Annotated in this window: 16 protein-coding genes; 2 read left to right on the top strand and 14 right to left on the bottom strand. The window is 47.4% G+C overall.

Features of this window, described 5'->3' with window-relative positions; all coding sequences use genetic code 11:
• Nucleotides 1–37: 37 nt before the first annotated feature.
• The 9 genes from tuf to fkpA form a co-directional block, all read right to left on the bottom strand.
• Nucleotides 38–1,222, bottom strand: a complete 1,185-nt coding sequence (tuf, locus tag AB0763_RS01200) for an elongation factor Tu (RefSeq protein ID WP_368643522.1) — start codon at nucleotides 1,220–1,222, stop codon at nucleotides 38–40.
• A gap of 153 nt (nucleotides 1,223–1,375) precedes the next feature.
• Nucleotides 1,376–3,475, bottom strand: a complete 2,100-nt coding sequence (gene fusA, locus AB0763_RS01195; protein WP_306101955.1) for an elongation factor G — start codon at nucleotides 3,473–3,475, stop codon at nucleotides 1,376–1,378.
• A 74-nt stretch (nucleotides 3,476–3,549) separates the two neighbouring features.
• Nucleotides 3,550–4,020: a 30S ribosomal protein S7 gene (rpsG, locus tag AB0763_RS01190; RefSeq protein ID WP_004399893.1), complete on the bottom strand. Its 471-nt coding sequence runs from the start codon at nucleotides 4,018–4,020 to the stop codon at nucleotides 3,550–3,552.
• Nucleotides 4,021–4,133: 113 nt separating this feature from the next.
• Nucleotides 4,134–4,508, bottom strand: coding sequence for a 30S ribosomal protein S12 (gene rpsL / locus AB0763_RS01185; protein ID WP_004737194.1), 375 nt, complete (start codon nucleotides 4,506–4,508; stop codon nucleotides 4,134–4,136).
• Between the two features lie 253 nt (nucleotides 4,509–4,761).
• Nucleotides 4,762–5,037 carry a sulfurtransferase complex subunit TusB gene (gene tusB, locus AB0763_RS01180; RefSeq protein WP_306101954.1) on the bottom strand — a complete coding sequence of 92 codons (276 nt, stop codon included), beginning with the start codon at nucleotides 5,035–5,037 and terminating at the stop codon, nucleotides 4,762–4,764.
• 10 nt (nucleotides 5,038–5,047) lie between these two features.
• Complete coding sequence (tusC, locus tag AB0763_RS01175; RefSeq protein WP_306101953.1) at nucleotides 5,048–5,404, bottom strand: sulfurtransferase complex subunit TusC; 357 nt, start codon at nucleotides 5,402–5,404, stop codon at nucleotides 5,048–5,050.
• Complete coding sequence (tusD, locus tag AB0763_RS01170) at nucleotides 5,401–5,793, bottom strand: sulfurtransferase complex subunit TusD (RefSeq protein ID WP_306101952.1); 393 nt, start codon at nucleotides 5,791–5,793, stop codon at nucleotides 5,401–5,403. The genes tusC and tusD overlap by 4 nt, the downstream gene beginning before the upstream one ends.
• Nucleotides 5,793–6,476, bottom strand: a complete 684-nt coding sequence (locus AB0763_RS01165) for a transcriptional regulator (protein ID WP_306101957.1) — start codon at nucleotides 6,474–6,476, stop codon at nucleotides 5,793–5,795. The genes tusD and AB0763_RS01165 overlap by 1 nt, the downstream gene beginning before the upstream one ends.
• Before the next feature lie 190 nt (nucleotides 6,477–6,666).
• Nucleotides 6,667–7,461 carry an FKBP-type peptidyl-prolyl cis-trans isomerase gene (fkpA, locus tag AB0763_RS01160; RefSeq protein WP_306101951.1) on the bottom strand — a complete coding sequence of 265 codons (795 nt, stop codon included), beginning with the start codon at nucleotides 7,459–7,461 and terminating at the stop codon, nucleotides 6,667–6,669.
• A 126-nt stretch (nucleotides 7,462–7,587) separates the two neighbouring features.
• Between fkpA and AB0763_RS01155 the strand changes: the two genes are divergently transcribed.
• Nucleotides 7,588–8,568, top strand: a complete 981-nt coding sequence (locus AB0763_RS01155; RefSeq protein ID WP_306101950.1) for a WD40 repeat domain-containing protein — start codon at nucleotides 7,588–7,590, stop codon at nucleotides 8,566–8,568.
• A gap of 12 nt (nucleotides 8,569–8,580) precedes the next feature.
• On the top strand, nucleotides 8,581–8,811 hold the full coding sequence (locus tag AB0763_RS01150; RefSeq protein WP_306101949.1) for a SlyX family protein: 231 nt from the start codon (nucleotides 8,581–8,583) through the stop codon (nucleotides 8,809–8,811).
• 96 nt (nucleotides 8,812–8,907) lie between these two features.
• On the opposite strand, the gene AB0763_RS01145 is transcribed toward AB0763_RS01150, so the two are convergent.
• The 5 genes from AB0763_RS01145 to kefG form a co-directional block, all read right to left on the bottom strand.
• Nucleotides 8,908–9,909 (bottom strand): isoaspartyl peptidase/L-asparaginase family protein, encoded by a 1,002-nt coding sequence (locus AB0763_RS01145; RefSeq protein WP_306101948.1) that lies wholly within the window; start codon nucleotides 9,907–9,909, stop codon nucleotides 8,908–8,910.
• Nucleotides 9,910–9,986: 77 nt separating this feature from the next.
• Nucleotides 9,987–10,511, bottom strand: coding sequence for a peptidylprolyl isomerase (gene slyD / locus AB0763_RS01140; RefSeq protein WP_306101947.1), 525 nt, complete (start codon nucleotides 10,509–10,511; stop codon nucleotides 9,987–9,989).
• 78 nt (nucleotides 10,512–10,589) lie between these two features.
• Nucleotides 10,590–10,790, bottom strand: coding sequence for a YheV family putative zinc ribbon protein (locus tag AB0763_RS01135; protein ID WP_306101946.1), 201 nt, complete (start codon nucleotides 10,788–10,790; stop codon nucleotides 10,590–10,592).
• 10 nt (nucleotides 10,791–10,800) lie between these two features.
• On the bottom strand, nucleotides 10,801–12,603 hold the full coding sequence (gene kefB, locus AB0763_RS01130) for a glutathione-regulated potassium-efflux system protein KefB (protein ID WP_306101945.1): 1,803 nt from the start codon (nucleotides 12,601–12,603) through the stop codon (nucleotides 10,801–10,803).
• Nucleotides 12,590–13,168 (bottom strand): glutathione-regulated potassium-efflux system ancillary protein KefG, encoded by a 579-nt coding sequence (kefG, locus tag AB0763_RS01125; protein WP_306101944.1) that lies wholly within the window; start codon nucleotides 13,166–13,168, stop codon nucleotides 12,590–12,592. Before kefG ends, kefB begins: the two co-directional genes overlap by 14 nt.
• Nucleotides 13,169–13,276 lie beyond the last annotated feature (108 nt).

Below are 13,276 nucleotides of genomic sequence, written 5' to 3'. Positions count from 1 at the left end.
ATGCGAGTATCGCAAGATTTGATTAATTCTTTAAGAATTAGTCAAAGATCTTAGCAACAACACCAGCACCTACTGTACGGCCGCCTTCACGGATCGCGAAACGAAGACCTTCGTCCATTGCGATTGGTGCGATTAGCTCTACAGTCATTTGTACGTTGTCGCCAGGCATTACCATTTCTACGCCGTCAGGTAGCTGGATGTCACCAGTTACGTCTGTAGTACGGAAGTAGAACTGTGGACGGTAGCCTTTGAAGAATGGCGTGTGACGACCACCTTCATCTTTAGACAGTACGTATACTTCTGATTCGAACTTAGTGTGAGGAGTGATTGAACCTGGCTTAGCAAGTACTTGACCACGTTCTACGTCATCACGCTTAGTACCACGTAGTAGTGCACCAACGTTCTCACCTGCACGACCTTCGTCAAGCAGTTTACGGAACATTTCAACACCAGTACAAGTTGTTGTTGTTGTATCTTTGATACCAACGATTGCAACTTCGTCACCAACAGTTAGGATACCGCGCTCGATACGACCTGTTACTACAGTACCACGACCTTGGATTGAGAATACGTCTTCAATCGGCATTAGGAATGGTTGGTCTACCGCACGCTCTGGCTCTGGGATGTACTCGTCAAGTGCTGTTGCAAGCTCAACAATTTTCTCTTCCCATTGCGCTTCACCGTTTAGTGCGCCAAGAGCAGAACCTTGGATAACTGGTAGGTCATCACCTGGGAAGTCGTACTCAGAAAGAAGTTCACGTACTTCCATTTCTACTAGTTCTAGTAGCTCTTCGTCATCAACCATGTCACATTTGTTCATGAATACGATGATGTAAGGGATACCAACCTGACGGCCTAGTAGGATGTGCTCACGAGTTTGTGGCATTGGACCATCTGTTGCAGCAACAACTAGGATACCACCGTCCATTTGCGCAGCACCTGTGATCATGTTCTTAACATAATCCGCGTGTCCTGGGCAGTCTACGTGTGCGTAGTGACGAGTTGGAGTGTCGTACTCAACGTGTGAAGTCGCGATGGTGATACCGCGCTCACGCTCTTCAGGAGCATTGTCGATTGACGCGAAGTCACGTGCTGAACCGCCGTAAGTTTTAGACAGTACAGTACAGATTGCTGCAGTTAGAGTTGTTTTACCGTGGTCAACGTGGCCGATAGTACCAACGTTTACGTGCGGTTTCGTACGTTCAAATTTTTCTTTAGACACGATCGTGTTCCTTCCTAGTTATGATTCACAGCGATCATTATTGATCGTTGCGCGCCAGAAATTGCTATTTTATGCGCCAACGTCCGTCAGCGCAATGTTTGTGCGCCATGATCGTAAAAAAAGTCGAAACTTTTCGTCGATCTGCACAAAGTATTAGTAACCACGCTCTGAAATAATGCGATCCGCAACGTTCTTCGGTACTTCTGCATATTCAGAGAACTCCATCGAGTAAGACGCTCGGCCTTGAGTAGCTGAACGCAAATCCGTGGCATACCCAAACATTTCAGAAAGTGGTACCTGCGCACGGATAATCTTTAATCCAGCGTGGCCTTCGTCCATACCTTCAATGATACCACGACGGCGGTTGACATCGCCAACGACGTCGCCCATCCAATCTTCAGGCGTAGTCACTTCCACTTTCATCATAGGTTCAAGTATAACAGGTTGTGCTTCTAATGCCCCTTTCTTAAAGGCCATAGAACCGGCGATTTTAAACGCCATTTCGCTTGAGTCAACATCGTGGTAAGAACCATCGTATAATGTTGCCTTAACATCCAGTACAGGATAACCCGCGAGCACACCGTTATTCATTTGCTCTTCAATACCTTTCGATACAGAGCTAATGTATTCTTTTGGTACCACACCACCTACAATCTGATCGACGAAGACAAAACCTTCTCCGACTTCGGCGGGTTCAATTTTAAGCCATACGTGACCGTATTGACCACGGCCGCCTGATTGACGAATAAACTTACCTTCGACTTCAGTACTGCCGCGAATCGTTTCACGATAAGCAACTTGTGGTTTACCAACGTTGCAGTCAACGCTAAATTCGCGTTTCATGCGATCGACGATAATATCAAGGTGTAATTCACCCATACCCGCGATCAAGGTTTGACCTGTCTCATCGTCGGTTTCGACGCGGAAAGACGGATCTTCTGCAGCCAGTTTACCCAGCGCAATACCCATTTTTTCTTGGTCTGCTTTAGAGCGAGGTTCAACCGCAATTTGAATAACCGGCTCAGGGAATTCCATGCGCTCAAGAATGACTTTGTGGTTTGGATCGCACAAAGTGTCCCCTGTGGTCACGTCTTTAAGACCAATCGCCGCAGCAATATCACCCGCAAACACTTGTTTGAGCTCTTCGCGTTTATTCGAGTGCATCTGAACAATACGACCAAAGCGTTCACGCTTACCCTTTACAGAGTTGTAAACCGCATCGCCGGAATTCACGACACCCGAGTAAACTCGCATGAAAGTCAAAGTACCGACAAAAGGGTCGGTCGCAATTTTAAAGGCTAAAGCGGCAAAAGGTTCTTTGTCATCAGCATGACGCTCAACGGTATTTTCATTTTCGTCGACACCCTGAATTGCTTGAACTTCCGTCGGTGACGGCAAAAATTCAATCACAGCGTCCAATACCGCTTGAACACCTTTGTTTTTGAATGCACTACCACAAGTGGCAAGGACAATCTCGTTGTTGAGGGTACGAGCACGTAAACCGCGTTTGATGTCTGCTTCTGATAAGTCGCCTTCTTCAAGGTACTTATCCATCAGTTCTTCATTTGCTTCAGCAGCGGACTCCACCATGTGGCTACGCCATTCGTCAGCAAGGTCTTGCATGTCAGCTGGAATGTCTTCATAAGTGAAGGTCATGCCTTGATCGGCTTCGTTCCAGTTGATGGCTTTCATCTTGATAAGGTCGATGACTCCTTTGAACTCTTCTTCTGCACCAATGTTTAATTGGATAGGAACAGGGTTCGCACCAAGACGCTTTTTGATTTGTTCTACGACGCGGAGAAAATCGGCACCAGCACGGTCCATCTTATTCACAAAGACCATGCGCGGAACATGGTACTTATCCGCTTGTCGCCATACCGTCTCTGACTGAGGTTCTACACCTGATGAGCCACAGAATACAACCACCGCACCGTCGAGTACACGCAATGAGCGCTCTACTTCAATAGTAAAGTCAACGTGTCCAGGGGTATCGATGATGTTAACGCGATGTTCTTCGAATTGGGCTTCCATACCACGCCAGAAGGTGGTGGTTGCTGCAGAAGTGATAGTAATACCACGTTCTTGCTCTTGCTCCATCCAGTCCATAGTGGCAGCGCCATCGTGAACTTCGCCGATTTTGTGAGAGAGGCCAGTGTAGAATAGAATACGCTCAGTAGTGGTGGTTTTGCCTGCATCAACGTGAGCACAAATACCGATGTTGCGGTAGCGCTCGATAGGGGTTTTACGAGCCACGATTGTATCCTCTTACTAAGGTATGCCTTAGAATGTAAAAAAGTGCTGCGAGGGACCTCGCAGCACAGAAGGTATTACCAACGGTAATGAGCGAATGCTTTGTTAGCATCAGCCATGCGGTGAACGTCTTCACGTTTCTTAACCGCAGTACCTTTGTTTTCAGCAGCGTCTAGCATTTCAGCAGCTAGGCGAGCAGCCATAGATTTTTCACCACGCTTACGCGCAGCTTCAACCAACCAACGCATAGCAAGTGCGTTACGGCGAACCGGACGAACTTCTACAGGTACTTGGTAAGTTGAACCACCTACACGGCGAGATTTAACCTCTACCGCTGGGCGAACATTTTCAAGAGCTTCTTCAAATACAGCTAAGTGATCTTTACCAGATTTCTCAGCCATAGTGTCTAGTGCAGTGTAAACAATTTTTTCTGCAGTAGATTTTTTACCGTCAACCATAAGGATGTTAACGAATTTTGCCAGCAGTTCAGATTTGAACTTAGGATCTGGAAGGATCTTACGCTGACCAATGACGCGACGACGTGGCATAGGTATTCTCCGTTGTCTTCTTCAGGTTTTATCCAAAACTTTTCAGTTTTATCAAAAAATATAAATAATTTAGTGTTTGGCCTTACTTAACGTATGTTTTCAACAGAGAAACATTAAGATTTAGGACGCTTCACACCGTACTTAGAACGACCTTGTTTACGGTCATTAACGCCTGCACAGTCAAGTGCACCGCGAACAGTGTGGTAACGCACACCCGGAAGGTCTTTAACACGACCACCGCGGATTAGAACAACACTGTGCTCTTGTAGGTTGTGACCTTCACCACCGATGTAAGAAGTAACTTCGAATCCGTTAGTTAGACGAACACGACATACTTTACGTAGTGCTGAGTTAGGTTTTTTAGGTGTAGTGGTATATACACGAGTACATACACCACGTTTTTGTGGGCACGCTTCTAGTGCAGGCACGTTGCTTTTTACAACTTGCTTAACACGTGGTTTACGTACCAACTGGTTAATAGTTGCCATTAACTAGCTCCTGATTTTACTGAAAGTAAGCTTTTGTGAAAAATCTACCCATCTATCTACGATAAATAGGGACGCGAAATTCTATGCATCGAGAGGTAATGTGTCAAGAAATATACAGATCTTTTTATTACCACCGAAGGCAATATTTAGAGTTTATCTTGTAAAGCAGTAAGTTAAGATAGATTGCAGTCGCCGTTTAGCTTTAGCGCGAGGTCGTATTGAACCAACAGCGTCTCTGGTGCCAAGCGCGCGCTCACTCCCACGTCATGCTTTGTGGATGATCGACCGTCAATTCGACCCAGGCACTGTAATCGACCTTGCGCAGTTGTGGGCTCACTTTGTCGCACAAACCTCTTGCTTTGAGATCAGCTTCCAGCACTGCCACATCTAAGCCATTGAGATACGGGAAAAACTCATGTTTTGGATTGGCACCATAAACCGCTTCTTCAATGAGTAGAATTTGATCCTGTGCACTGATAAAAGGCATTAACTCAATGATCGCCGTTTGGCTTTTGACTATGTGTAACATGGGTCACTCTCTAAAACGTCAATAGGGATTGGCAAGTGTTGAACACGCCCGCTAAGACTTGAGGGGAAACAACCTGAGCCTCTATCATAAGATCATCAACACCAATGCCATAGCGCGATAGCGATGCCTCGCAGACGTAAATATCATCGATGTCGTAAAGCTCAAACAAGCCAAACATTGGTACGTAGTTTTTGGTGCCAATCGCCTGGGTATCCTGATCTGAGAGAAGCTGTAACACCCCAGCGCCAAGAAAACAGACTTTGATATTGTCCTCTAAAGCGGCGGTAGCCAGCAAAGCATCCACCCCTTCTCGGCCTCGACTCGTACTGTGTGGTGAGCTGCGAAAAATAAAACCGATTGAATTCAAAACTGCACCACCCTGTCATCTTGTAATAACGACGTTGCCAAGCTCCCAAGGCCAGCCAATTCAAAGCCCTTGGCCAGCACAGTACCATGGCCGGCTTTTTGGGCCTCTTGCTGATCGAGAACACCGCGTCTTAATGACGCCGAAATACAGGCCTCAAGGCCAAATCCGTGTTGCAACGCCAAGTTTTGCCATGCCTGCGTTAAATTGAGCTCGTCATTGGCAGGACTCACTGTCGCGAGTGCATTGGTGACCCCTTCTTGGTAAAAGAACACCTTGTTCAGAGCATGACCTTTGTTCAGTAAAGCTTGTGCAAATTGATAAGCGCTAAAGCTCGCTTGCTTACCATAAATCGGGCCGTTGACGACCAAGGTATAGTTTAAAGCCACCATTACTCTCCCGTTTTACACTGACGAATGTAAAGATAAACGGTGTGTTTGGAGATGGCGAGTCGCTCGGCGACGCGATGAATGGCATCTTTTATATCGAAAATACCTTTTTCGTACAAAGCCATTACGATCTGGCGATTTTTCGTATTGTTTGACACGTTTTTGTCGGCATTGATTTCTTCAATCGTGTATTCAACCGTTTGATCGACCAACTCACCCACATCACTGGCGAAGTTGACCGAAGACGCCGCTTGCTTGGCCTCTTCCGTCGGCATGAACGACTGCAACACTTGAGAAAATGGCGCATCAAGATTGACATTGACACACAACAACCCAATCACGCGATCCTCGCCATTGCGGATCGCTACCGTGATGGACTTCATCAAGACTCCGCCCTTTGCTCGAGTAAAGTACGAGCGTGAGAAGTTGCGTTCTGACCCCTCAATATCTTTCAGCATTTTAAGCGCTAAATCCGTGATCGGAGAACCGACTTGGCGCCCCGTATTTTCACCATTGGCAATTTTAATCGCTGACGTGTTTAAATTTTCCAAAGAGTGTAAGACGATTTCGCAAAACGGCCCTATCAGACTGGCAATCCCATCAACCACCGCTTCGTACGACTTTAAGATCATGTGATCTTGTTCGGTAAAGGGTTGGACGTTAATCGACTCCATTTCCAGTAACATATCAATGTGTACAGCTTCTGTGGTCACGTGACTCTTGCCTCAGTTCGAAAAAATCAACAAATTGATGTAAGTTTATCAGAAAATTTGAATAAGGACTGGATACAGCGCAAAGTTAAACAAAAAAAGCCTGTGAGCATCACTCACAGGCTTCCATCGCAGCGGTTGCGCGCTGGAGTTTACCAACCGTCAATTATTGAGCGGCTTCTTCAGTCTTTGCCGATTCCGTTTCAGCCGGTTGTTCGATTTTCAACAATTCGACTTCAAACACCAAGGTTGAATTAGCTGGAATACTCGGCGTGCTTTGGTCGCCGTAGGCCAATTCAGGTGGAATAACGAACTTGTATTTAGAACCGACTTTCATGTGCTGAACGCCTTCCGTCCAACCCGGAATCACACGATTGAGTGGGAAGGTTGCAGGCTGACCACGATCGTATGAACTGTCGAATTGCGTACCGTCAATCAAAGTGCCTTTGTAGTTGACTTGTACCGTATCCGTCTCTTTAGGCTGTTTACCTTCTCCAGCCTTAAGCTCTTTGTACATCAAGCCAGACTCGGTAGTGACGACACCGTCTTCTTTGGCAAATTCAGCTTGGAACGCCTCACCGTCTTTTTTCGCTTGAGCGGCTTTTTCTTCGTTTTGCTTCTTAGTTTGTTCAGCGACGCGCTTATCTAGGCTAGAAAGCGCTGCGTGAGCCGCTTCTTGATCTAAAGCAGGCGTACCAGCAAAAGAATCTTCAATCCCTTTGAGAACGATATCTTTATCGATATCGATGCCGATTTCTGTCGGCTTGTCTAAACTACTTTTCAAGTAATCGGCAAAAGACACACCGATCGCGTAAGCGGCTTTTTCATCGTCGTTTTTGAAGGTCATCTCAGCAGACGTGGCACTGTCTGCTTTTTCAGGGGCCTTGCTTTCTTCCTTTTGGCAACCTACGGCTAAGAAAATAGTAGCTGCAAGCAGGGATACTTTTAATGCTGGTTTCATTTAATTCTCCAATAATGGTAAAACTTTGGTAGCCAGGTAGCAATCTACCCTAGAATAGGTGTGAATCCACTCACCGCTCCAATATACTGGTCAAGGCCTTAGGACTCAACTGGATTGCTTAACGATATGTCTCGATTGTTTCACGCCCTGTTCATGCTTTTTGTCATCACCTTGTTAAATGGCTGTTGGTTCTCTAAGCATGATATCCAACGCTGGGACATTGCGACTCAGGGCTCGACAAGCTCAGCGCTGAGCCGTGATGGGCGTTTTGCCCTTGTTTACTCAGAGCAAGAGCACCTCTTACTTTGGGATTTGCACACTAATGAACAGCTGCGCGCGTTAGGCCAACTCGATCCTCAAGGCAGTATCGTCACCCATATTCGCTTTGCCGATAACCAAAGATACGCCATTACCGCGGGTCAACAACACTTTGCCACCTGGGACTTTACCTGGGATCGCGCACAAGGTTTGTGGTCTATTTCCGACGGCGTTATTTTAGCGGTTGATATCAGTGCCAACGGCGAACGAGCGCTGTTAGGGTTATCCAATGGCAAAGCGATTCTCGTCAATTTAGTCACTGGCCGACGCTTAGAGTTCCTCGCGCACCAAGAAAAAGTCACTACGGTGGCCTTATCGGCTAATGGTCGCTATGCCTTAACCGGTGGCAATGATCGAAAAGCGTACTTCTGGGATACGCAAAATGGTCAAATTCTTCATCAGTTTGACCACCAGCAAAGAATTAACAAAGTTGCTCTTCAACGCGATGGCTTATATGCCTTTAGCTCAGACATCGGCAATCGCGCTGTGATTTGGGATTTAAAAACCGGTCAAGAAAAAAGCCAACTGCATTCGTGGGCGAGACAATTGGTGTTTTCAAGTGTTCGCTTTTCTAACGATGGCCATTACCTATTGACCGGAATGGCATCAAGCCGAGTCAATATTTGGGATACTGGCAACGGTGATTCCCTAGCCCAGTTTGACGTGGCACCGTTAAAAGATGCTCGCCCTCCGCGCGCGGTCGTGTATGATGCGACCTTTGATAATCAAGGCCGAGTGATCACAACCTCTTCTGCAGGTATCATTCAGGCTTGGCATGTCGAACTTTAAAGGAGCCGTGCAATGACCGACACCCTTGACGAGCGCTCACTGCAAGCGCGAGTGGATAATTTAGAGTGCCAATTGGCATTTCAAGAGCAGACAATCGATGATCTGAACGACGCTCTCGCCAAACAACAACTGTTGATCACCAAGATGCAAGATCAGATGAAGTACGTAGTGGGCAAAGTGAAAAATCTCGACAGTCAAGAAATGTCAGACCCGGCAGCAGAGCCGCCGCCCCCCCATTACTGAGTCGTCTTATTTTACTATGGGCACGAACGGCAAAACAGCGAGTCATACGGATGAACTCGCTGTTTTATTATTTTGCCTATTGTATTGAATAAGCGATTACGTATGACTGCGCGCTTCACTGTGCCATGGGCTCAGTAATTGATCGGCAAAAATAGCACTTTTCACTTGGCCATCACTTGCCACTTGAGCCCGATACATGCCCGTTGAGTTGAGGGCAAAATGAATCTCTCCTTGTGCATTAAGGGCAACCAAGCCACCTTCACCACCAGCCTGCTTGAGCTCCCCTTGGATAATACGCTCACAAGCCATTGACAAAGGTTCTTTGAGGTAACGCGTTCGAGCTGCCACGTCACTGGCGACGTTATAGCAGATAAAAAATTCACCAACCCCCGTTGTTGAGACCGCCACATTACCAGCTTCGGCCCAGGTTCCACTGCCAATCAAAGGGGAGTCTCCGATCCGACCGTATTGCTTATTGGTCAAGCCGCCGGTACTGGTGGCTGCGGCCAAGTGACCTTGAGCATCGAGTGCAACCGCGCCGACTGTGCCGTATTTTTTGTCGTCGGGAAAACCACTAAGCCAGCTTGGAGGGTGCCCGTTTTCCGACAGCTGAGCATCACCATTTTTTCTCGCTTGCAACAGCTGCTGATAGCGCCGCTCGGTAAAAAAATAATCTTGCTCTTGGTAAGTAAACCCTCGCTCAAAGGCGAAGGTTTCCGCCCCATCCCCAGAGAGCAACACATGAGGGCTTTGTTCCAAAACACAGCGCGCTAATTGTACGGGATTTTTTATGTGGCGCACGCCTGTGACCGCACCGGCTTGTCGCGAAGGACTAAACATCACGGAGGCGTCCATCTCGACCATCTCTTTGTCATTTAACACCGAACCTTTGCCGGCATTAAAATGTTCACAGTCCTCCAACGCGCTTACCGTCGCAACAACCGCATCAAGGGCCGATCCCCCTGTCAGTAAACTTTGATACCCCACTAGGGCAGCTTGCTCTAGTGCTTGACGAAGGGCACCTTCCAATTCAGGGGTCATGCTGTCTTTATCAATTGTCCCCGCTCCGCCGTGAATGGCAATGGCGATAGGCCTCATCGAAATACTCCGTATCAATGCAAGAGATTAAAACCAAAAAAACGCCAGCCGAAGCTAGCGTTTTTGTCACTGTCTACTTAGTGGCAGCCGCAGCCTGTGTCGCTGCAACAACCGCCTTCGTCTTTGTGGTCGTGTTCACCATTGTGCACGTGACCATGCTCAATTTCTTCAGCGGTCGCTTCACGCACCGCAACGACTTCAACATCAAAAGTCAGGGTCTGGCCCGCGAGCATGTGGTTACCATCAACCACAACTTCATCACCGTCAACTTCTGTCACTTCAACAGGAACAGGACCTTGATCGGTATCAGCAAGAAAACGCATGCCCACTTCAATTTGATCCACACCTTGGAATACATCAGCTGGAACGCGCTGAACCAAATCATCGCTGTGCTCACCGTAAGCTTCATCTGGTGTCACTGTAGCAGAAAACGCATCGCCGGCAACTTTGCCTTCAAGTCGTTTTTCTAGGCCAGTGATAAGATTGTTGTGGCCGTGTAAGTAGTCAAGCGGGGCTTCTTTTGTCGATTGATCCACGACTACGCCGTCTTCCAATTTGACTTGGTAAGCAAGGCTAACCACAACGTTCTGTTCAATTTTCATATTAACTCCAAGGATTATCTATCACACAAAGTGATGTGAGCGTCCTCTCTATTATGGGGATCACACTCAGAAACTCAATCATTCAGGTTGAAAAATACCAATCATTTTTTCTTGCCCATGACTGCTGGTTTCTACTGCGTTGGATGTGCGCTGTTTTTCAAAACCACATTCAACGCATTCAACCCATTCCACTTGGCTTTCCTCCCACCAACGCAAACTGTCACTTTGTTGGCATTGAGGGCAAGTCGCTCCGGCAATAAAGCGTTTTTTTATGTTCATAAGTTTTCCTTTATTCCCAATCGTGACGACGTCGTTCACTTTCCATCTCACGACCAAATATTTCTTCCAGTTCTTTGCGCGCTTCTTTTGAACGCTCTGCGAGGTTACTGCTTTCCCCGTGCAATGGCAGCAGCTCTTTAAGCATAGCATTATCTAGGCGACGAAAACGTGATTCAGCGCGTTTCGCTTGATAAGGGTGCATGCCCAAAGAGATCAGCGCTTGACGCCCTAGGTCCAAAGCGCCAAGGAAGGTTTCCCGCGAGTAGTTATCGACGCCACGGTGAATCAATTGATAGGCTTCAACACGACTGCGCGCACGAGCCATCACTTTTAAATTGGGGAAGTGTCGCTTGCACAAATTCACGATCTGCAGCATCTCGTCCGGAGAGTGAGTACAAATGATAAGCGCCTCTGCCTTCTCCGCTCCCGCAGCGCGCAATAAATCTAGTTGAGTGGCGTCACCATAAAACACTTTGTAGCCGTATTTGCGCAGTAATTTTATTTGCGTGGCATCACTTTCAAGCACAGTGAGGCGAATTTTATTCGCGTAAAGCAAGCGGCCAACAATTTGTCCAAAACGACCAAAACCAGCAATAATTACTCGCGGCTCACGGTCAACAACATCACTGTCCATCGGCTCTGATTGAGTTTGAGCGTAATTCAACGAACGACCAAACCACCACTTTTGCCCTTTCAACAGCAAAGGCGTGGTGACCATAGATAAACTGACGACCACCAGTAAGAAAGACACTTGATCTTGGTTCAGCAACCCCTCACTTTTCGCTGCCGTAAAAATAACAAAAGCAAATTCACCACCTTGACTCAGAATCACCGCCAGTTTACTGCGTGCCTTCGGGCCAATTTGCACCAACCTCGCTAAGCCATACAGCACAAACCCTTTAATGGTCACCAAAGCGCATACCGAAGCTACAATAATCCAAGGCTGAGCCATAATGAGGTTAACATCCACCACCATACCAACCGCGATAAAGAACAACCCTAATAACAACCCCTTGAAGGGCTCTATCGCAATTTCTAATTCATGGCGATACTCACTTTCCGCCAATAACACCCCAGCCAGAAAGGTCCCAAGTGCCATGGAAAGACCCAATTTTTGCATCAAAAAGGCCACGCCTAACACCACTAAAAGCGCGGTCACCGTAAACAACTCACGCACGCCGGATAACACCACGTAACGAAATAGAGGTTGCAGTAAAAAATGCCCTGCAAAAAAGAGCCCGATAACACCGCCAAGCATAGTGGCGACATCGAGCCAACTACCACCGCTGTGATTGCCCGCCAGCATAGGTAGCACCGCTAGAATGGGTATTACTGCAATATCTTGGAACAACAGCACCGAAAAGCCCGACTGTCCCGTCTCAGTACCACCAAGCGCTTGCTCTTCTATGACTCTCAACGCGATGGCGGTCGAAGACAAAGCCAAACCCATTGCCACCACGAGACTCACTTGCCAGCTAAAGGCGAGCATATGGATTGCGACCGATAAAATACAGGTTGTGACAATGACTTGTGCCCCACCCAACCCCAGTATCGGCCCACGCAATTTCCACAACTTTTTAGGATTGAGCTCAAGTCCAATGATAAACAGCAGCAGCACCACGCCAAGCTCGGCAAAGTGTAAAATCGCTTCCGCATCACTGATAAAACCCAACCCCCATGGACCAATCACCACACCGGCTAATAAATAACCCAATACCGAGCCGAGTCCTAAACGCTGTGCAATCGGCACGGTAACCACCGCGGCCGCAAGGAAAATAATACTGCTTTGTAATACTTCATTAGTCAGTGCCATGATTGACTCCTCTTAGGTCGCTCAGCCATTGTCGATACTGCTCTGCGTGTTGATACTGCTCGTGCTGAGTCACACCGCGCGCCCAATAGAGCACCATGGGCTCTACCCATTGCATTCGACACAAAGAGGCGGTTAATTCAAAGGGTTGCAGGATTTGTTCGAGTGGGTATTTATTGTAACCGAATTGACTAAAAGCCCGGGCTTGGCCTCCAGCAGTAATGACGCTGCGCCACAGTTTGCCCTCCAATGCGCGGCCTTTGCCAAACGCAAACCCTTTAACCAATACTCGGTCAATCCACTCTTTCAGTAATGCGGGGCATGAATACATGAACAGTGGATGTTGAAAGACGATAACATCATGAGTCAACAGCAAACCCTGCTCGTGTTTCACATCAATAAAAAACTCAGGATAAGCGGCATAAATATCGTGAACCGTGACATGCTCTAAGTCGGTAATATGCTGAATCATCAACTGATTGACCACCGACTGTTCAGGATCGGGGTGGGCGAGTATCACCAGCACTTTTGGCCGGTCGGAAGGGGCAGTCGGATTACTGTCAATCATGTATGCTTATTACTCCTGTCTCGAACGTAGGACTTACTGTGATGTTAGTATCATAACTGAATTTGCATAATGATCGACATTAATCGCCCAAGCCCCTACTATTCACAT

It is taken from the genome of Vibrio sp. HB236076 (assembly GCF_040957575.1).
Classification (GTDB): Bacteria; Pseudomonadota; Gammaproteobacteria; order Enterobacterales; family Vibrionaceae; genus Vibrio.
This window is presented reverse-complemented; position numbering and strand designations above follow the sequence as displayed.